We start from the raw sequence: 19,030 nt of genomic DNA on the forward strand, positions 1-19,030 counted from the left end.
CGTGCCGCGCCACGTGCAGACCCCCTCGGAGACCGCTCACACGCTGCTGCAAGGCGACCGGCTGTCCCGGGACTTCACCGCCGTGGGCGTGGAGGACACGGTCTCCCAGGCGCTGGAGAAGCTGCGCGCCCACCCCGGCACGGGGGAGATCTTCTACTGCTACGCGTGTGACCCGGACGGCCGCCTGGTGGGCGTGGTGCCCATCCGCAAGCTGATCCGCGCGGGCCCCGACGAGCGCATCGCGTCGCTGATGTTCACACGCGTGGTGAAGCTGCCGGTGGACGCGTCCGACGCGGTGGTGGAGGACTTCTTCGTCACCTACCGCTTCCTGGCGTTCCCGGTGGTGGATGCGGACGGGCGCATCGTGGGCGTGGTGGAGATGAACCAGTTCGTGGACGCGTTCTCCGACACGCTCTTCGACGAGGTGGAGGGCCGCGTGCGCGACGAGGTCTACCGCTTCGTGGGCCTCCCGGAGGGCGAGGAGCGGGAGACGCGGCCGGTGCGCATGGCGCTCAAGCGCTTTCCGTGGCTGCTCGTGAACATCGCCGGCGGGTTCCTCGCCGCCACCACGACGCGGCTGTTCGAGCGCACGGTCGCCGAGCTGGTGGTGGTGAGCGCCTTCATCCCCATGGTGCTGGTGCTGTCGGAGAGCCTGGGCGTGCAGACGACGGCGGTGGCGGCGTCGATGGTCGCCCACGGCGAGGTGGACAAGAAGGTGGTGGCGCGCGAGGCGCTGGCCGCGAGCCTGGCCGGGCTGATGGCGGCGGCGGTGGTGGCGCTCCTGGGGCGCGTCTATTCGCCGGGGTTCGGCTTCCCCCTGGCGCTGTTCGTGGCGGTCGCCGTGTCCGCCACGCTGGCGTCGTGCCTGGGCGGGGTGCTGCCCTTCCTCTTCAAGCGGCTGAAGGTGGATCCGCACCTGGCGTCGGCGCCGCTGGTGCTGGCGGTGTCCGACAACATCACGCTGCTGACGTACTTCGGATTGGTGACGCGGTTGCTGTTGTAACGGCGATGGGTTTCCAAAGCGCGGGAGGCAGGGTCATGAAGGTCGTGCGCATCACGAAGCCGGGCGGTCCGGAGGTCCTCGCGCTCGACGAGCGGCCGGAGCCGGTCCCGGGGCCGTACGACGTGCAGGTGCGGGTGCGGGCCAGCGCGCTCAACCGGGCGGACCTGCTCCAGGTGCGCGGCGCCTATCCGCCGCCCCCGGATGCCCCCCAGGACGTGCCGGGCCTGGAGTACGCGGGCGAGGTGGTGGCGGTGGGCCCGCGTGCGCGGAAGTTCCAGCCCGGCGACCGGGTGATGGGGCTGGTGGGTGGGGGCGCATGGAGCGAGGTGCTCACCACGCACGAGCGCGAGGTGCTGCACATGCCCGGGGGCCTGGACTTCGCGGACGCGGCGGCGCTGCCGGAGGCGTACCTCACGGCGTACGACGCGCTGGTGCTCCAGGCGGACCTGCGGCCCGGGGAGACGGTGCTGGTGCACGCGGTGGCCAGCGGCGTGGGTTCCGCGGCGGCGCTGCTCTGCAAGGCGATGGGCGTGCGGGTGGTGGGCACGGGCCGCAGCAAGGACAAGCTGGCGCGGGCCTCCGAGTGGGGCGTGGGCCACACGGTGCAGTGTGAAAGCAACCCGCCGGTGTTCGCGGACGCGGTGCTCGCGGCGACGGGCGGCCGGGGCGCGGACGTGTGTCTGGACCTGGTGGGCGGCGCCTACCTGCCGGAGTCCGTGAAGGCCATGGCGCCGCTGGGGCGGCTGATGCAGGTCGGCTCGGTGGCGGGCGTGCGCGCGGAGCTGGACCTGGGGCCGGTGATGCGCAAGCGGCTCACGATCAAGGGCACGGTGCTGCGCAGCCGGCCCGCGGAGGAGAAGATGCTGCTCACGCAGGTGGCGGAGCGGCAGCTGTTGCCCCTGTTCGACTCCGGCGCGCTGCGGGCCGTGGTGGATGCCGTGTTGCCCATGACGGAGCTCCGCTCCGGGCTGGAGCGGATGGCGGGCAACGGCACCGTGGGCAAGGTCGTGGTTCGCTGGGACTGAAAGCCGCTACACGGTTTCCTTGAGCAGCCTGGCGGAAGCGCACCGGCGCCAGGCCTCCTTGAGCAGGGCTTCCAGCAGGCGCCGGTTCACGGTCTTCAGCCGCACGATGACCATGGGCCAGTCCTGGTAGTGCGGCGTCACTTCGAACATGTCGGGCTTGGAGTCCAGCAGGGCCTCGCGGTGCTCGAAGTCCACCTTGATGACGATGGAGTCGTCATCCAGCACCCGCGCGAAGAGCTTGTTGCTCACCCGGAAACCGGGCGTGCCGTAGGAGGGGCGCTCCTCCGTCGAAGGCAGGGCCAGCGCCATTTCGCGCACGTCGTCCACCGTGAGCCGCCCCTTGCGCTTCGCCACCGTCTTCTTCCGCGTCGCCATCCGTTTCCTCCCTGCCCTGCCCGCCAGGCACCACCGAAGCCATTGCGCCCGGGGAGCGGAACCGTATCCTGCGCGGCCATGGCTACCCACTTCGACCCCGCCGCCGCCGCGCAGCCGGGCTCCGGCATCTTCGGCCTCCCCCACTCTCCTGACGAGGCCCACGTCGTCGTCATCCCCGTGCCCTTCGAGGCCACCACCAGCTACGGCGGCGGCACGTCCAACGGCCCCGCCGCCCTGCTGGAGGCCAGCAAGCAGGTGGACCTGTTCGACGTGGAGACCGGCCGCCCCTACGAGCGCGGCATCGCCATGCTGGAGGCCCCCGCGGAGCTGCACGCGTGGAACGAGCGCGCCAAGGAGCGCGCCCTGCTCGTCATCGAAGCGGGCGGCATCGAGTCCGGTGACGCCGAGCTGCTCTCCGCCGCGAAGGACGTGAACGGCTTCAGCGAGAAGCTCAACGACCACGTCTACCGCACCGCGAAGCACTGGCTGGAGCAGGGCAAGCTCGTGGCCGCCGTGGGCGGCGATCACGCCATCTCCTACGGCATCATCCAGGCCCACGCGGAGAAGTACCCCGGCATGGGCGTGCTCCACCTGGACGCGCACGCGGACCTGCGCGTCGCGTACGAGGGATTCACCTGGTCGCACGCGTCCATCTTCTACAACGTCGCCGAGCGCATCCCGGGCATGAAGACGCTGGTCCAGGTGGGCCTGCGCGACATGAGCGAGAACGAGCACCGCTACATCGAGAACTCCGGCGGCCGCATCCACGCCTTCTTCGACGCCGTCCTCCAGCAGAACCGCTTCGACGGCCTGCCCTGGAACCAGCAGGTGAAGCAGATCGTCGACAAGCTGCCGCAGCAGGTCTACCTGTCCTTCGACATCGACGGGCTGGACCCCGTGCTGTGCCCGAACACCGGCACGCCCGTGCCCGGCGGCCTGTCCTTCCCGGAGGCCACCGCGCTCGTCGCGGGCGTCGTGCGCTCGGGCCGCACCATCGTCGGCTTCGACCTCACCGAAGTGGCCCCCGACCCGGAGGGCAGCGAGTGGGACGCCAACGTGGGCGCCCGCCTGCTTTACAAGATGATCGGCTGGATGCTGAAGTCGCAGAAGGCCTGAGCCCTCAGGCCACGCGCGGCAGCGACACGCTGAACGTCGCGCCCTGCCCGGGGCGCGACTCGGCGGACAGCGCGCCGCCGTGCAGCTTCGCCAGCTCCGAGGCCACGTAGAGCCCCAGCGCCTCGCCCCGCGCGGGGCCCTGCGGGAAGGGCTGGAACAGCCGGGGCAGCTCCGCCTCCGGGATGCCCGGTCCCCGGTCGCTCACGCGCACCAGCACCTGCTCCGGGGACGCCTCCAGCTCCACGCGCACCCCGCCCTGCCGGGCCGCGTTCGACAGGAGCACGTCGAACACCTGCTCCAGGCGTTCGGGGTCGAACTTCAGGCCCACCGCCTCCGAGGGCACCGTCACCTCCACCGGCACCCCGGGCCCCGCCGTGCGGCACCGGGCGACGGACGCCTCCAGGTGCCGGCGCAGGTCGCCCTCCACCGGCCGCAACGTCACGCTGCCCGCGCTCAGGCGGGCCGCGTCCTGGAGGTAGTGCCCCATCCGCTCCAGCGACTGGAGCTGCGCGCCCAGCGCCTCCACCGCGCCCTTGCTGGGGGGCGGCAGGTCGCGGAGCGTGCGCAGTTGTTCGCGCGCGGCCTCCAGCGGGCCCTGAAGCGACTGCGCCACCCAGCGGCTCAGCGCCTCCACCGGCGTCGTGGGCTCCGGGGACGCGGCGGGGGCCTTCTCCAGCACGTCGTGGATCAGCGTCTCGAAGTCGGTGATTTCAAAGGGCTTGTTGAGGAACGCGGCCGCATCCGGCGAGCCCTGCTGGAGCACGGCACTCAAGAGGATGATGGGCACGTCGCGCAGGCCGGGCTCCTGCTTCAGCCGGCTGCACAACTCCATGCCGCTCATGCGCGGCATCATGTGGTCCGTCACCACCAGCCGGGGCCGGTGGGCACGGGCGAGCGCCAGGGCCTCCTCGCCATCCCGGGCGCGCACCACGTCGTGCCCCAGGTCCTCGATCACCTGGCTCAAGACCTCCAGCACCGCGGGCTCATCATCCGCGACCAGGACGAGACTCATGTGCAACCACTCCCTCGGCCCCCGCGGGCATCAAGCAGTTCGCCGCGCCGGGATGCCCAGGCCCCACCCTGCGCTCCCGGGCCGCAATCGGGCCGGGGCAGGGACGTTCTGCCTGAAGTGCGTTCGATCACGGCCGCGCCATCTGGTCTATGAAGAGCCGGACGCCGCTTCCAGACACCCAGGGAATGGCTGAGGCCTTCCCGACATTCAGACTGTCTTCCGGGAGACAATTTCCGGCGGCGTATGGAGGAAGGGCATGAGGGCAGCACACATCCGGTGGGGGCTCTTGCTGACGGGGCTCGTGCTGGCGCTACCGGCGCACGCGGACCTGTCGCGCCGGCGCAGCGACGTGGTGGAGGTGGTGCAGAAGGTCTCCCCGGCGGTCGTCTACATCGGCACCGAGCAGGAGGTGGAGTCGCGCTTCCGGGGCCGGCCGCGCTCGCCGCTGGAGGAGTTCTTCGGCCAGGGCATGGCGCAGCCGGAGACGCGCCAGCGCATCACCGGCCTGGGCAGCGGCGCCATCATCGACGCGTCCGGCATCATCGTCACCAACGACCACGTCATCCGCGGAGCCTCCGCCATCCACGTGGTGCTGGCGGACGGGCGCACCTTCGACGCGGAGGTGGTGGGCAGCGACGCGAACAACGACCTGGCGGTCCTCAAGGTCAACGCGAAGGAGCCCCTGCCCACCGCGAAGCTGGGCACCAGCAGTGACCTGATGATTGGCGAGACGGTGGTGGCCATCGGCAGCCCGTTCGGCCTGAGCAAGACGGTGACGGCGGGCGTGGTGTCCGCGACGGGCCGCACCTTCCGCGCGGACGACCGCGTCTACAACGACTTCCTCCAGACGGACGCGGCCATCAACCCGGGCAACTCCGGCGGGCCGCTGCTCAACGTGGACGGGGAGATCATCGGCATCAACACCGCCATCTACGCGAACGGCCAGGGCATCGGCTTCGCGATTCCCGCGGACAAGGTGCGGCGCATCGTGGAGGAGCTCACGCGCTTCGGGAAGGTGCGTCCGGCGTGGGTGGGCATGGACACGGCGGACCTGCGCGAGCAGGTGGCCGCGCGGCTCGGGTGGGACCGCACGTACGGCGTCATCGTGACGAACGTGGATCCGGACAGCCCCGCCGCGCAGGCCGGTGTGCAGCGTGGCGACGTGGTCACCGAACTGGGTGGCTCACGCATCCAGGACGCGGAGGATTTCGACTCGCGCGTGCGCGGTTATCCGGCCCGCTCGGTCTTCCCCTTGGTGCTCTTCCGAGCAGGCGCGAGCCGCACGGTGCAGGTGACGCCGGTTGAATTTCCTGCTCGCCTGCTTGAAACCCTGGCGTGGGAGAAGCTGGGACTCCGCGTGAAGGAGAGCAAGGGCGGGATGGCGATTACTTCCGTGCGTCCGGGCTCCGCCGCCTCGGAGATTGGGCTGGAGCCGGGGGACGTGCTGTTGCGGATGAACAACCAGCCGGTGTCGACGGGTGACACTTTCCGTGAAGCCCTGCTGACGGCGCGACGGGGACGTAGCGTGCTGTTGCTCGTGCGGCGCGGGCGTTATGGCTACCACCTGACGCTGCCTTTCGAAGGGCAACGGCTCTAGGTACATCCCGGGGATTCCAGGATCGATGGGAAGGGCACTAGCATGCCGTTCCCATGAGTTCGCCTCGCTATCAGTCACTCGGCCCCCTCCTTGCTGGAGAGGGCTCGCGTGCCTTCCTCGGCCTGTCGCTGGAGGAAGGTGTCACGCCCCGCCCCGTGGTGCTCATCTGGGCACCGCCTGAGATTGCCCAGAACCCGGAGCTGGTGGCGCGCCTGGAGCGCGAGACGAACCGCGCCATCGTCTTCGACCATCCAAACATCCTGCGCGTGCACGGCCTGGAGAAGCTGGACGGCGGCCTGGCGCGAGTCACCGAGTTCGCGGACGGCGAGCCGCTGCGGCGCGTGCTGGAAGCGAACCCGCGCATGTCGCCCGCGTTCGCGTCGCTGGTGGTGGCGGACGCGGCGATGGGGCTGCACTACGCGCACGTCGCCGGCAACGACGACGGCTCACCGCTGGTGCACGGAGACATCCGGCCCGAGACGCTGATGGTGTCCTTCAGCGGCTTCACGAAGGTGACGGGCTACGGAGCGCTCTCCGTGGCGCCGCGCGAGCGCGGTGGCAAGCGCGTGAAGAACCGCCGCGCGTACACGTCCCCGGAGCAGCTCTTGGGCGGGCGCGAAGCGGTCAACGTGCAGTCGGACGTGTTCCTGCTGGGGCTCACGCTGCACGAGTGCCTCACGGGCAAGATGCCGTTCAAGGAGTCGGCGGATCCGGACAAGGCGGTGCTCAACCGCGCCCTGCCCCCGATGCCGTCGGACGTGCCGCTGAAGCTGGATGCGGTGGTGCGCCGCGCGACGACGAAGCGCGCGCTGGAGCGCTACCCGTCGGCGCTCGCGTTCCGCGAGGCGTTGGTGGAGGCCGTCGGGAAGCTGCCGGAGCACGAGGAGTTCGCGGCGCACCTGGCGAAGCTGTTCCCGCCTGAGAGCGAGGCGCGCGCGGCGCGAAGGGCGACGATCGAGAAGGGCATCGCGGAGGCGCTGTCGAAGGCAGGCATGCCCGCGCCGCAGATCGCGGAGCTCATCGCGCAGGGCGTGGGGCTCGCGGAGCCCGTGAAGAGCAAGGTGCCGGAGTTCTCCGCGGCGGGGAGCAGCACGCCCGTACCCGCGCAGCCCGTGGCCACCGCGCCGCAGGCGCCTGTGTCCGCGCCCGTGCAGACCGCGCAGGCATCGACGCCCGCGCAGGTCCCCCAGAGCGCTCCTGTTGCGGCTCCAGCGCAGAACCCAGTTCCGAGCACCGCGAACCCGGTCACGAGTCAGGGCGCTCACGGCGCCACGGCTCAGACCGCAACGCCCTCCCCTGCTCCGAAGCCTTCGACGGAGACGCGGCCCACGGGTCCCATCTTCGGCGGAGCGGCGAGCCCAACGGTTCCAGCCGCGGTGGCGCAGAAGCCTTCACGTTCCTGGATACCGTTCGTGGTCGGCGGTCTCGTGCTGACGCTCGGTGCGGGCGCGGTGATCATCCAGCGCCAGCTTCAGGGCACGATGACCGTCGAGACCTTCGACGCAGGCATGCCGGCTGTCGTCGTGGCCGAGCCCTTCGACGCGGGCATCGAGGACGCGGGCGTGGACGCCGGTGTGGACGCGGGCCCGACGATGGGCATCCTGGACCTCACCGTGGAGCCGCGCGTGGAGGTCACGCTCAACAACGCGCTCCTGGGCCGCACGCCGCTGTCCGCGTCGCTGCCGCCGGGCAAGCACCTGCTCACCTTCACCAATGGCGCGCTGGGCATCTCCGTGTCGCGCACCGTGACGGTGGCCCCCACGGGCCGCTCCGGCTACCAGTTCTTCCTCAACAAGGCCTTCATCAACGTGCGAGGCCCCGCCGGCGCCAATGTCACCATCGACGGCAAGCCCGCGGGCACCGTGCCGGTGGAGGAACTGGACGTCTACGAGGGCTACCACCGCCTCAACGTCACCGTGGGCCCGTCGCACTGGCAGAAGACCTTCACCATCGAGCCCGGCCAGCGCGTCAACTTCGACGTGGACTTCCAGGAGCCGCAGGAGGCCGTGGAGGAGTAGCCCCATCCCATGGGCACGCAAGAGGGAGACATCTTCGGGCGGTATGAGCTGGTTTCATGGCTGAGCCGCGGCGGGATGGCTGAAACCTGGCGGGCCCAACTGGTGGGAGACGCGGGCGTGACGAAGCCCGTCCTCATCAAGAAGGTGCTGCCCGAGTACGCAAACGACGACGCGTTCATCTCCATGTTCATCAGCGAGGCACGCATCAGTGCCACGCTGTCTCATGGAAACGTCGCCCAGGTCTTCGACTTCGGCCGCGTCGATGGCGAGTACTTCCTCGCCATGGAGTTCGTGGACGGCCAGCCGCTCGACCGGTTCCTCAAGCGCGCCAGAAAGAGTGGCATGCCGGCCCTCCCTGTGCCCGTGGCGGTCTACATCGCCATGGAGATGTGCAGGGGGCTGCACTACGCGCACACGCGCGCGGACAGCGGTGGCAAGCCCTTGGGGATCGTCCACCGGGACATCTCCCCTGACAACGTGCTTGTCGGCTACGAGGGCCAGGTCAAGATCGTCGACTTTGGCATTGCCAAGGCGCAGTCCCTGCGAGGATTCAAGACGGCCCCCGGAGTGCTGAAGGGCAAGTATCTCTTCTTCTCCCCGGAGCAGGCGCGTGGAGAAGAGGTGGACGCGCGAACGGATGTCTGGGCCACAGGCGTGGTGCTGTACGAGCTGCTGTCCGGACAACTGCCGTTGACGGGGCTCGAATCCGTCGTGCTGATGAAACTGGCGCACGGAAAGATTCCTCCGCTGCGCGAGCTGCGTCCGGACCTGCCCACGGCCTTGAGCGACCTGGTGATGAAGGCGCTGGCTCCGGATCTGAAGGAGCGCTTCGAATCCAGTCACGCGTTCGGGGACGCATTGGCGGAGTTCCTCTACGCAAGCTTTCCACGCTTCTCATCGATGAGCGTGGCGCATCTGTTGCGAACCCTGTTCCGAGAGGACCTGGCCAAGGCGGGCCGCGACCTGCCGGTGCCCGGCTCGTTCCAGGACGAGCGACGCGCCTGGCAGGCACGGTACGAAGCGCCTGATCCAGAGAACGTCGCCGACACACGACGGCATACAGGTCCCGTGACACCTGCGGCGTCCCCGCGCTGGCGGCTTCCAGCCGCACTGGGAGCCGGCCTGTTCAGTCTGGCAGGGGGGATCTGGTTGGCAATGAAAGCCGTTCCAGCGGAGGAAGCCGTCGGACCTCCGATGGCGACACCGATCCTGGCTCCCCAAGGCATGACCGGAACGGCGGCCCCGAAAGAGTCCTCCTCGATTTCGACAAGGCCCGCCCAAGAGCCCCCCAAGCCGGCCCAGACCGTCACGACGCAGCCGACCTCACCCGCTGTCATCCCGTCAGGTGGGCGGAAATATGAAGAGGCTCTTGCCGCCGGTACTCAGGCCTTGGCGAGGAGGGACTTCAGGAGTGCGGGGCCCAGCTATCGCGCTGCACTCAAGCTCAATCCTGCTTCAATGCAGGCCAAGACCGGCCTTGCCATTGCCCTCGCAAACAGCTCTTCGACTTCGGATGCCGGCTACCGCGAGGCGGCGAAGCTGCTCCAGGACGTGGTCAAGGCGGAGCCCAAGAACGCGAAGGCCTGGTTCTGGCTGGGCAGCTCACTTCAGTTCTCCGGCGATCAAACCCGAGCGGCCGAGGCCTATAAAAAGTATCTGCTCCTCGAGCCGACGGGGAACTCGGCGGAGGAGGTTCGCGCACTGCTCAAGGGCATGAATGAATAGACGCCACTCCACCAGGGCAACAGGATTCACCGGAAAAATAACGCCCAGGGTGCTCTCCTTACCCCCTGGGCCATCCACCCGCCCGGTCGGGACTACGCCTTCCGGAGCCCCACGACCTCGCCGTAGCCGCCGGGGATGAAGAACTCGTGTGTGTCCATGCCCAGGATGCGCAGCGCGGTCGTCACCGCGTCCGCGGAGCGGGGCACGCGCTTCGAGGCCTGGCCGTTCTCCTCGATGATGTCCACCGGGACGCCGAGCCCGCGCGGGGTGTACGAGCCCACCTGCCGGTTCCCCGCCACGTTCCCGCCCGCGAAGCAGATGGACGTGTAGGGGTGGTGATCGTCCGGCAGGTAGTAGCTGCCGTCGCTGCTCCGCGAGGCCCAGCTCCGGCCGAACTCGCTCATCACCAGCACGAGCGTGTCGTCGAGCAGCGTCTTGCCGGGCTTGCCGGGCGCGGGCGCGGCCTTGAGTTCGCCGAGGAAGCGCGCGACGTTGTCCATCATCCCGCGGCCGTGCGCGCAGCTGTAGCCGTGGCCCAGGCCGTTGTGCGTGTCGAAGTCCTGCTGCAGCGAGACGTGCACCGAGGTGCAGAGGTCCGCCTTGAGCAGGCGAAGCGCCATGTCCATGCGCGCGTCGAGCCCCGTGAGGTGGAAGTTCGCGAGGCCGAAGGTGTACGTGAACGACTGGTTGGGCAGGTAGCTCGACATGTACGCGGGGCGGTTCGAGGTCAGCGTCTCGATGCCCTTGGTCTTCTCCAGCACGGACACGACGTCCGTCGCGAGCACGCGCGACACCGATGACAGCGAGCCGTGCAGCCCCTCCAGGTAGGTGTCCACCTTCGCCGTCGAGCGGCCCAGGAGCTGCTGGGCGCGCGTCAGCGAGAAGCGCTCGATGGCCGTCGTCTTCAGGCTGCCCCCGGTGGGCTTCCCGCGCGCGTCCAGCTCGGGCGCCTCGGTGCGCGCGTCCAGCCCCGTCCACCACGCGTTGTCCGAGGGCTTCGCCGAGAGCATCGGCTTGAGCGCCTCGATGGACGGCACGCGCAGGGGCGAGGCGTGGGAGGGCAGCCCCATGCCCACCGGCATGCCGCGCTCTCCGGTGACGACGACGAAGGGCAGCGGCCGGCTCTCGCGGTACTTCTCATACAGGTGGTTCGCGATGACCGAGTGCACGGCGGGCGCCCGGTAGTCCGCGCCGGCGACACCGCACATCGAGGAGATGAACGCGCTCGAGTGGTCGTTGGTGCCCTGGTCGATGCCGTGCAGCACGCTGAGCTGATCCGCCAGCGCGAAGTGCGTGTAGCCGTACATGAGCGGGCTGTAGTTGCCGCGCGCGGCCGGGTCGGCGGGGTTCCACGACTGCCACGTCCGCAGCGGCTTGTAGGAGCCGTTCGGAGGCGCGAGGTTCACCACCTGGTTCGCCTGGAAGAAGACGGGCTCGCCGCTGTGGTTGGAGGGCGTGGGGACGCAGAGCGGGATGTCCGCGTCCTCCATCGGGGTGAAGTAGTACGCCGGCCGGTAGCCGCCGGGGATGTAGAGCACCACGAGGCGCGAGGGGACGTCGACGTCCGCGGCGTGCGCGGTGCTCGAACCGAGGAGCCCCGCGCGATCGAGGAGCGCGAGCTGTCCCGCGCCGAGGGCCCACTTGAGCAGGGTGCGACGAGAGGTGTTCGGCATGGTGTCCTCGCTCAGTAGGTGATCCACATCGGGTGACGGATGAGCGCCGCGCAGACGCCAATCCAGGCGAGGCGCGTGTTCTGCGCCTCCAGCGGCAGGTAGACCTGCTCGTACAGCGCCCGGGCCTCCGCGTCCGAGGGCGGCTGGCCGAGCATGCGCAGGTAGAGCGAGCGCAGGTTCTTCTGCACCGCGTCCGGGTTGCTCTTGGAGGTGTCGGCGAGCGTCACGTAGCGCAGCACCGCCGGGTTGTTCTTCTTGTCCACGGCGCGCGCGCACCACGCCTGGGACATCTGCACCAGCGTCTGCGCGGTGGACGGACCGAAGCCCACATCCCGCTTGCGGTACAGGAGCGAATTGCCGCCACCGAGCGCCTCGAAGCGCTCGACACTGCGCGAGTCGGAGACGTACTCGCCCGAGATGCCGGGGGCCCAGTCCCCGGGCCAGATGAAGAACTTGCCGCCGTTCGCCACGTACGGCTTGTTGCGCCAGTTGGTGTCGGTGGTGCTGACGAAGTCCTCGAGGGTGAGCCCGAGCTGATCCATCAGGCTGAGGATCATCTCCTCGGCGGTGAGCCGGCGGACGCTGAACTCCTCCGCCACGGGGGCCTCCAGTTGCGCGGGCGCGGCCGGCAGGTTCCGGATCCAGTCCTCCACCTGCGCGATGGTCAGCGTGACGCGGCCGCTGCTGACGAGCTCGTTGTACGGCTGCCCGGGCGGCATCTGGGGATAGCTGCCGGGGGCCACGCCGTCCAGCAGCTGGATGAGCATGCTGTTCGCGGGGTCGCCGCGCTTCACGTACTTCTCGTTGTAGACGAGCCCGTTCTCGAAGGCGGTGAGCGAGGCGAAGAAGGGCTTGTTGCCGGTGAGGTGGCAGCCCTGGCACGCGGGCGCGAGCGCGAGACGGATCTCGTCGTTCTTGCTCACGGCCTCGCAGCTCTCACCGCCCGGGTCCTCGGGAGAGTCCCCGATCTTCCCGACGCAGCTCACGGCGAGGAGCACGACCGAGGCCAGCGCGGCGCCACTCAGGGTCGAACGCAACGTGTTCATCACAGGCCCCTCCGCAGCTCGGGTTGTTCGAAGAGGTATCGGATGAAGGGTTTCAGCTTCCGGTCGCCCGCGACGAACTCCCGCGCGAGCTTGTCGATGAAGCCCTTCTCCGTGGCCGGGTTCAGGTCGCGGCCGATGAACATCGAATACATCTTGCGCGCGACGCAGCGGTCGAACTCGCCGGAGCGCACGACGAGCTTCCCGAAGCCGAGCGGGCCCATGGTGCCGTCGCCGTGCTCGCCGAGCAGCGTGTACGTGTCGGGCATCGTGTCGAGCAGCACCGCCTCGGGGTTGGCCTTCACCTGCTCGGGGGTGACGGGCGTGAGGAGGGTGTTGGGGACGAACGCGTTCTTCCAGCGGTAGCCCGGCGAGGTGCCGATGTACGGGTACTGCCCGGACAGCCACTCCTTGGTGATGCGGTGGCGGCCCACGCCCGGCATGAAAGGCCACGGGACGTAGGAGCTCTGGGCCGTGCCGAAGTCCCAGCGCTTGAAGGAGATGGCCGCGGGGTCGAGCGTCCGGTGGCAGTGCAGGCACGTGCCGCCGGTGCCGGGGTCCACCTCCAGGGGCGGGAAGTGCACGTCCGCGGGCGGTGGCGAGAAGTTCTGGCAGGCGAACATCTCGAGGAAGCGCGCGGCCCGGACGCGCTCGCGCGGGAAGGACGACAGCGAGCCGATCATGGTGAGCACGCCCGCGGTGGGGAGGCCCTGGGGCGCGTCGGTCGTGGTGCGCGGGTCGAAGCGGTAGGTGCGGTCGATGCTGCCGGAGCGCGCCCGGTCCGGGGTGAGCGCGAGGTGGAAGGGCTCCAGGTCCTCGACCACGAACTCGCGCCACGCCTGCGGATCATTCGGCGTGGGGTGCAGCGGGTCGCGCGGCGCGTTGTCCGCGTCGGGACGCCACCACGTGGTGTTCTTGTCCAGCGCGCTGTTGCCCATCTGCCGGCCGAAGCGCACGTACAGCGCGCGCAGCCAGTTGGTGCCGACCGAGTAGTTCCCGAGGATGAGGTCCGAGAGCGGCCGGTCGTGCCACGCGAGGTGCGCGAAGAGGCGCGCGGGCTCCTCGTAGGGGTGCCGGCGCTGCAGGCCGAAGTCGTGGTTGCTGTTGCTATGGAGGCCGTAGAGCGGGCTGCACCACACCAGGTTCGGGCCGCAGCCGCACGCGGCGGGCAGCATGGGGTCGTAGTAGCCGCCGTTCGCGAGGCCGCAGTCGACCGGCTGGCCCTTGCTGTCGGTGACCTGGGTGACGTCGGAGCCGGCCTTGCCGAGCACCGTGACGGTGGTGCCCGGCGCCCACCAGGGCTCCACCTGGTGCACCTCGGGCACGGCGGGGTTGCCGTCGGCGTCCTGGTCCTGGCACTGCTTCGCCGGGTCCTTCGAATCGCCGAACTCGTGCACGGCGTAGTACGCGCCCGCGTGCGCGGTGTTGGCGTCGCACTTGAAGAGGTGGCCGGACATGTCGCCCTGGTAGGCGTCACCCGCCGCGCCGGTGGTGTATGCGCCCACCGCGAGCCACTCGTGGCCGAAGTTCACCATCCGCTCGTAGAACTTCGGCGAGGCGAGCGCGGCCTCGAGCGTGGCGCGCAGGAGGGATTCCCGCGCCTCGGGCGTGGTCGCGGCGGCCATCGCCTCGTACTGTTCGACGGTGGGCGTCGTCCCCGAGAGACCGAGGACGAGGCGGCGCAAGACCCGCGTGCCGCTCATCTGGTCGTTGAGCGGGACGGCGGGGGGAGGCGCTTCGGGGCCACATTGTTGTGCGTGCGCGTCGACTCCAGTGAGCCCGGACGCCGCGAAGAGCACCGCCAGCAGGGCCGCGCGCTTCAGGTGCAAGTGCCAGTGCATATGCACGAACAATACACCGGGAGCATGACGCCATGACACGGAAGCGCGCTCCGGGCTCAGACCGGGCTTGGAGGCCGTGTCCCGGTATTCGCCAGCCGCTCGAGAGGACGGAGGAGCGACATGACGCCATGGCCCAACACGGGCAAGGCCACGGAGGGCTGGAGAACCGCCTCCAGCCCCGCGTGCAGGTGCAGGAGCCGGTAGAACTGGCGATGGACGTGTGCGTCGGTCGACGTGCGCTCCATCAGCCGCAGCAGGTACCAGTGCAGCAAGCCCAGCCCGAAGGGCCGCTTCCCGACGGCCTGCGGATACAGCAGGTCCATGCCCGTGCCCAACAGCCACGGGAGCCGGATGACTTCAGGCAGCCGCTCGCGGAAGCGCTGCGCCAGGCCCGAGAGCTCGCCTCGTCCGGACTGCTCGCGCAGGCAGGTGTCCAGCAGCTCCGCGCCAAGCCCCGCCACCGACATGCCTTGCCCGTAGAGGGGGTTGAAGGCACACGCGGCGTCTCCCAGGATGACCAGCCCCTCGGGAAAGCGGGGCAGCTTCTCGTAGTGCCGCCACCGGCAGTCCTTCACCTTGTGCTGGGAGATGGGCCCTACCGGCGTGGCTTCTTTCAAGTAGTTGTACAGGTCCGGACGCGTCAGTGAGCGCGCGTACTCGAGGAACCCCGCGTACTCGGTGGGCGCGTGCTCCCCGAAGTAGCCATTGAGGGTGACGAGCCACCGGCCTCCCTCCACGTGGGAGATGAACCCCGCGCGCCAGGCCTTGGGAGGACTTGGATAGAGGAAGAGCGCCTTCCATTCCTTCTGGAAGTGGGGCGGCGGCTCGTGCAGGCACGTCGTGTAGGAAAGGTCCACGAGGACCTGCTCCTCCTCCGGCCGCGCGTAGCCGATGGCTTCCAACCACTGAGGCATCCGCGAGCCCCGGCCACTGGCATCCACGACGAGGTCCGCCTCCCACGACTCCTCGCCCTGGGGTGTCTTGACCCGGACGCCCGTGATGCGCCCCGTGCCCTTCGCGTCGCGGATGAGCCCTTCGATGGAGCAGCCCTCGCGCACCGCGACGTTGGGCCGCGCCTTCACCCGGCGCAGGACGTTCCACTCGAGCAGGGGCCGCGTGCACAGCAGCCCGGGGATGCCGCTGGTGCGACGCAGCTTCCACACCCCGAAGTGGTGCCAGGCGAGGTCTCCACTCGAGTCGATGAGCTCGGCGCCCTGGACCTGGAGCTGCTCGAACAGGTCCGGGAAGTACGTGTCGAGGATGCGCCGGCCCGTGTCCAACAGCACGTGGATGTGCGGCCCTTGCGGAACACCCTTGCGCGCGGCGGGTCCCTCCCCCCGGACATCCCGCTCCACCAGTGTCACCTTGTCGAAGTGGTCCGCGAGCACCCGCGCGCTCAAGAGCCCTGCCATGCTGCCGCCGATGACCACGGCGGTTCCGAATCCTCGTCCAGGGGTTTCCAAGACCCAAGCCTCCAGGGTTTCATGTCGTGACGGTGCCGCTCAGAGGGCGATTGCATCTCACCGGTCTGACATGCCCTCTCGGACCCTGGAGCATCTCCCATGCAGAAGTTCTCGCACTTCACGGTAGCGCTCCTCTTCGCGCTGGGATGTACGGACCCCCAGCCGCCCCCACCGAGTGAGCCTCCGCCTCCGGTGCCCAATGAGAGCCTCTGCACCCTGCCCTCGGCGCCGGACGTCTGGGAGGAGGGCCCCGCGCCCCTCTGCTTGAAGGGCGGCTGGTGCTTCTCCCAGCCCTCTCCTCAAGGCTTCCAGCTCTCTGGCCTCGCGGGCGTCTCCGGCGACGATCTGTGGGCGGCGGGCGAGGGGCGACTCCTGCTGCACTGGGATGGCGTCACCTACAGCGCCAGGACGTCCCCCGCCGAGGGCCGCATCTTCAAGCTCTGGGGCTTGTCCGCCAACGACATCTGGGGAGCCGGCGAGCGCGGCACGCTCATCCACTGGGACGGGAAGACGTGGGCACGGGTCTGCAGCCCGACGCAGGGGGCGCTGACAACGATCTCCGGGACCGCACCCGACGATGTCTGGGCCGCGGGAGGCGACGGTGAAGACCTCCTGCACTTCAACGGCAAGGTCTGGTCCACCGTGGAGCTGGCTGACACCGTTGATCCGATGGCCGTGTTCGCCGTGGCGCGGGACGATGTCTGGGTTTCGGGCCGCTTCGGCGGGCTCGCCCACTGGAACGGACAGGCGTGGACCCGTTTCTCGGAGCTCTCGAGCATCGCCCGCGGCTATCACCTGGTGAAGATCTGGGGCACCAGCTCAACGAACATCTGGGCGCATGGGGACTTCCAGTTCGACTACGAGCCGCCGGTCCGGTTCAGGTACTTCCATTGGGACGGAAGCACCTGGACGGGCATGACCTCCGTGGACGGAATCGTGGGAATCGAGGGCCTGACGCCTGACAATGGCTGGGGCGGCGATGGCAACGATCTGTTCCACTGGGATGGCAACACCTGGCACAAACTCGGTCCGCGGAACGCGGACGCGAAGCTCGCGACGCCCGATGGCTACTACGGCCTCGAGATGCACGCGATGATGCGCTGGAGTGACGGAGCGTGGGTCACGCTCGACGGCTCCCCCCCGCCAGAACAACAGTGGCGCATCCAGCGCATCGTGCAGCGGACCCCCGATGACGTATGGGCTGTCGGCGATTTTGGCTTTGCCCTGCACTTCGACGGCGGACGGTGGACGCAGGTGCAGACCCCCGCCACGTCGACCGACGAGAGGCTGGGGGGCCTGTCGGTACTCAGCTCCAGGGAGGCCTGGGCTACAGGGTCCCTCGGTTCGCTCCTTCACTGGGACGGCGCTTCCTGGGCTCGGTTCCCCGCAGCCAGACCTCTCAACACGGTCCTGGTGGACGTCTGGGGCGCGGCCACGGACGACGTCTGGGCCGTGACCCCCGGCAACCTGCTGCACTACGACGGGGCGCAGTGGTCGGAGTATGCCTTTCCGGAAACCACGACCTTCGCCCGTATCCATGGCACGTCGCCTCAGGACGTATGGTTGTTCTCGGGTTACGGCCAGGTGTGGCACTGGGATGGCATCGCGTGGACCCAGCGCCCCAGCGGCTTGCCTGGCAGTCCTCATGGGGTCTGGGTGGGAGCGGTGGACGATGTCTGGACGACGCACTGGCAGGGCCGGATGACCCACTGGGACGGCACGGCCTGGACGGACATCCGCACGGGGGCCGACAGCGACCTGGGCCATGTCGCTGGCAGCGGCCGTAACGATGTCTGGGCAACCGTCCCCAACAGCGGCGTCCTCCACTGGGACGGTGTGAGCTGGTCCCAGCACTCCCCTCCCCTGCCCCTTGGCATCACCACGGTGGAGAGCCGAGCCCCCGGCGAGGTGTGGATCGGCTCGGACAAAGGGCTCCTGCGCTACACGCAGTGACTGTCTTTCGCTTCTGGGGTCGCCTCAGAACTCCGCGACGAACGCCAGCTCACAGACCCGCTCGCGACACGAGAACACGTGCAGCGCCCCGTCGAGGAACTGCCCGCCCTCGTAGTCGAGCAGGTGCGGCATCTCGCCGTGCGCGCAGCTCGGCGTCGCGTCGGCCTGGTCCCAGCCCGCCACGCCGCCGAGGCGAGCTCCACCCCAGCGCGCGCCGCCGCGCTGCTTCGCGAGCCAGTCGTCGTACTCCACGTCGAGCAGATCCGGATCGAAGTCCTTGGGGAACGGTCCGCCGAGCTCGGGCGCATCGAAGCCGAAGAGCCCGCTCGACGCGGTGTCCGGCGTGATCTCCGAGCGAAAGCGGTACCAGCTCGCCGGCGCCAGCTCGGTTGCCGGGGAGCCCGGCGTCACCCGCTGACTCTCACGCCGCCAGCCACTCGACGCCGATTTCCACTCCTTGGGGCCGGTCACGCGGTGCCTCGGATCCACCAGGCGCACGTGCGCGACGCGCGGATCGCTGTTCATCGAGACGCCGCAGTGAAAGCAGAAGAGCGCGGCGAGGCCGCGGCCACCGGGAAGGAAGTCCGCGAGCACCGCCGGCGAGATCTGGACGCACATCTCCAGCGGGCGGGCGCAGACGCCGCAGCTCGGCCAGCGCGGCTCGTCGAGCCAGGCGACGGAGCCGTGCGCGAAGCAATCGCCGGGGCCGGGATCGAAGCTCTCGGGCTTCAGGTAATGCGGCACCTTCAGGTCGACGCTGGTGGGCGCGGTCTCGCAAAGCTCGCGGCGCCAGGGCGCGAACAGCGGGTGCTCGGGGAGCGTGGGGCGAGGCGCCTTGCGCGCGCAGGGCACGCACGTCTCTGCGACGTCGCTCCAGCGCGGGTGCTCGCGCACGAAGGTCGCCCATGGGGTCTTCTTCCGCGCGCGGCGCGGCTCGGCCTTGGGCTGCTCGGTGGCCTCGGACGCGCCGACGAGCGGCGTCACCATCACCGCCTTGGGCACGCCCTGGTAACCCGGCGCGATGCCGTGCACCTCGACCCGGGTGCCGACCGAGGGGTTCACGGCGAAGCTCTTGAGCGAGGTGCCGCCGAAGCGCACCCGCCCGCCATCGTCGAGCTCGATCCACCCAAGGGCATCCATCGGGTTGAGCTCGACGATCGTCCCTTTTTGCCCACTCATTGCGTGG

The 19,030-nt window shown here is 69.5% G+C and carries 14 protein-coding genes; 7 read left to right on the forward strand and 7 right to left on the reverse strand.

All coding sequences use genetic code 11. From position 1 onward, the window contains the following. The first annotated feature begins 1 nt into the window (after position 1). Positions 2-1,003 (forward strand): magnesium transporter, encoded by a 1,002-nt coding sequence (locus JYK02_RS34485; RefSeq protein ID WP_207057175.1) that lies wholly within the window; start codon positions 2-4, stop codon positions 1,001-1,003. 35 nt (positions 1,004-1,038) lie between these two features. Then, positions 1,039-2,028, forward strand: a complete 990-nt coding sequence (locus tag JYK02_RS34490) for an NAD(P)H-quinone oxidoreductase (RefSeq protein WP_207057176.1) — start codon at positions 1,039-1,041, stop codon at positions 2,026-2,028. A 6-nt stretch (positions 2,029-2,034) separates the two neighbouring features. Here the strand turns inward: JYK02_RS34490 and JYK02_RS34495 are convergent, their stop codons facing one another. Beyond that, entirely contained in the window at positions 2,035-2,403 is a 369-nt protein-coding gene (locus JYK02_RS34495; RefSeq protein ID WP_207057177.1) for an MmcQ/YjbR family DNA-binding protein, read from the reverse strand. A 78-nt stretch (positions 2,404-2,481) separates the two neighbouring features. On the opposite strand from JYK02_RS34495, the gene JYK02_RS34500 reads away from it, so the two are divergent. Continuing rightward, positions 2,482-3,519 (forward strand): agmatinase family protein, encoded by a 1,038-nt coding sequence (locus JYK02_RS34500; protein ID WP_207057178.1) that lies wholly within the window; start codon positions 2,482-2,484, stop codon positions 3,517-3,519. Positions 3,520-3,523: 4 nt separating this feature from the next. Here the strand turns inward: JYK02_RS34500 and JYK02_RS34505 are convergent, their stop codons facing one another. Beyond that, positions 3,524-4,531, reverse strand: a complete 1,008-nt coding sequence (locus JYK02_RS34505; protein ID WP_207057179.1) for an ATP-binding response regulator — start codon at positions 4,529-4,531, stop codon at positions 3,524-3,526. 256 nt (positions 4,532-4,787) lie between these two features. On the opposite strand from JYK02_RS34505, the gene JYK02_RS34510 reads away from it, so the two are divergent. The 3 genes from JYK02_RS34510 to JYK02_RS34520 are packed head-to-tail and all read left to right on the forward strand — an operon-like array spanning position 4,788 to position 9,871. Continuing rightward, on the forward strand, positions 4,788-6,128 hold the full coding sequence (locus tag JYK02_RS34510) for a trypsin-like peptidase domain-containing protein (RefSeq protein ID WP_207057180.1): 1,341 nt from the start codon (positions 4,788-4,790) through the stop codon (positions 6,126-6,128). A gap of 53 nt (positions 6,129-6,181) precedes the next feature. Further along, positions 6,182-8,146, forward strand: coding sequence for a serine/threonine-protein kinase (locus JYK02_RS34515; RefSeq protein ID WP_207057181.1), 1,965 nt, complete (start codon positions 6,182-6,184; stop codon positions 8,144-8,146). A gap of 9 nt (positions 8,147-8,155) precedes the next feature. Beyond that, a complete protein-coding gene (locus JYK02_RS34520) occupies positions 8,156-9,871 on the forward strand; it encodes a serine/threonine-protein kinase (RefSeq protein WP_207057182.1) in 1,716 nt (571 codons plus the stop codon). A 92-nt stretch (positions 9,872-9,963) separates the two neighbouring features. Here JYK02_RS34520 and JYK02_RS34525 read toward each other — a convergent pair whose 3' ends face one another. From JYK02_RS34525 to JYK02_RS34540, 4 genes are read right to left on the reverse strand one after another with little or no spacing between them, the layout of a single operon-like run. After that, positions 9,964-11,544 carry a DUF1501 domain-containing protein gene (locus tag JYK02_RS34525; RefSeq protein WP_207057183.1) on the reverse strand — a complete coding sequence of 527 codons (1,581 nt, stop codon included), beginning with the start codon at positions 11,542-11,544 and terminating at the stop codon, positions 9,964-9,966. Between the two features lie 11 nt (positions 11,545-11,555). After that, a complete protein-coding gene (locus JYK02_RS34530) occupies positions 11,556-12,590 on the reverse strand; it encodes a hypothetical protein (protein WP_207057184.1) in 1,035 nt (344 codons plus the stop codon). Continuing rightward, a complete protein-coding gene (locus JYK02_RS34535) occupies positions 12,590-14,428 on the reverse strand; it encodes a hypothetical protein (protein ID WP_207057185.1) in 1,839 nt (612 codons plus the stop codon). Before JYK02_RS34535 ends, JYK02_RS34530 begins: the two co-directional genes overlap by 1 nt. Positions 14,429-14,484: 56 nt before the next feature. After that, positions 14,485-15,858, reverse strand: a complete 1,374-nt coding sequence (locus JYK02_RS34540; RefSeq protein ID WP_207057186.1) for an FAD-dependent oxidoreductase — start codon at positions 15,856-15,858, stop codon at positions 14,485-14,487. A 132-nt stretch (positions 15,859-15,990) separates the two neighbouring features. Here JYK02_RS34540 and JYK02_RS34545 point away from each other — a divergent pair, with 132 nt between their 5' ends. Continuing rightward, on the forward strand, positions 15,991-17,844 hold the full coding sequence (locus JYK02_RS34545) for a WD40/YVTN/BNR-like repeat-containing protein (RefSeq protein ID WP_207057187.1): 1,854 nt from the start codon (positions 15,991-15,993) through the stop codon (positions 17,842-17,844). Between the two features lie 24 nt (positions 17,845-17,868). On the opposite strand, the gene JYK02_RS34550 is transcribed toward JYK02_RS34545, so the two are convergent. After that, the gene (locus JYK02_RS34550) at positions 17,869-19,023 is read right to left on the reverse strand and encodes a hypothetical protein (RefSeq protein ID WP_207057188.1); all 1,155 of its coding nucleotides are present in this window, start codon (positions 19,021-19,023) and stop codon (positions 17,869-17,871) included. Between the last annotated feature and the right edge of the window lie 7 nt (positions 19,024-19,030).

Origin of the sequence: Corallococcus macrosporus (genome assembly GCF_017302985.1) — a bacterium.
Lineage (GTDB): Bacteria > Myxococcota > Myxococcia > Myxococcales > Myxococcaceae > Corallococcus > Corallococcus macrosporus_A.

Bases quoted from the DNA above. Each gene is read 5' to 3' on its own strand.
- JYK02_RS34505 (WP_207057179.1), bottom strand. From the start codon at position 4,531: ATGAGTCTCGTCCTGGTCGCGGATGATGAGCCCGCGGTGCTGGAGGTC.
- JYK02_RS34550 (WP_207057188.1), bottom strand. From the start codon at position 19,023: ATGAGTGGGCAAAAAGGGACGATCGTCGAGCTCAACCCGATGGATGCC.
- JYK02_RS34500 (WP_207057178.1), top strand. From the start codon at position 2,482: ATGGCTACCCACTTCGACCCCGCCGCCGCCGCGCAGCCGGGCTCCGGC.
- JYK02_RS34520 (WP_207057182.1), top strand. From the start codon at position 8,156: ATGGGCACGCAAGAGGGAGACATCTTCGGGCGGTATGAGCTGGTTTCA.
- JYK02_RS34495 (WP_207057177.1), bottom strand. From the start codon at position 2,403: ATGGCGACGCGGAAGAAGACGGTGGCGAAGCGCAAGGGGCGGCTCACG.
- JYK02_RS34545 (WP_207057187.1), top strand. From the start codon at position 15,991: ATGCAGAAGTTCTCGCACTTCACGGTAGCGCTCCTCTTCGCGCTGGGA.
- JYK02_RS34515 (WP_207057181.1), top strand. From the start codon at position 6,182: ATGAGTTCGCCTCGCTATCAGTCACTCGGCCCCCTCCTTGCTGGAGAG.
- JYK02_RS34530 (WP_207057184.1), bottom strand. From the start codon at position 12,590: ATGAACACGTTGCGTTCGACCCTGAGTGGCGCCGCGCTGGCCTCGGTC.
- JYK02_RS34525 (WP_207057183.1), bottom strand. From the start codon at position 11,544: ATGCCGAACACCTCTCGTCGCACCCTGCTCAAGTGGGCCCTCGGCGCG.
- JYK02_RS34490 (WP_207057176.1), top strand. From the start codon at position 1,039: ATGAAGGTCGTGCGCATCACGAAGCCGGGCGGTCCGGAGGTCCTCGCG.
- JYK02_RS34510 (WP_207057180.1), top strand. From the start codon at position 4,788: ATGAGGGCAGCACACATCCGGTGGGGGCTCTTGCTGACGGGGCTCGTG.
- JYK02_RS34535 (WP_207057185.1), bottom strand. From the start codon at position 14,428: ATGCACTGGCACTTGCACCTGAAGCGCGCGGCCCTGCTGGCGGTGCTC.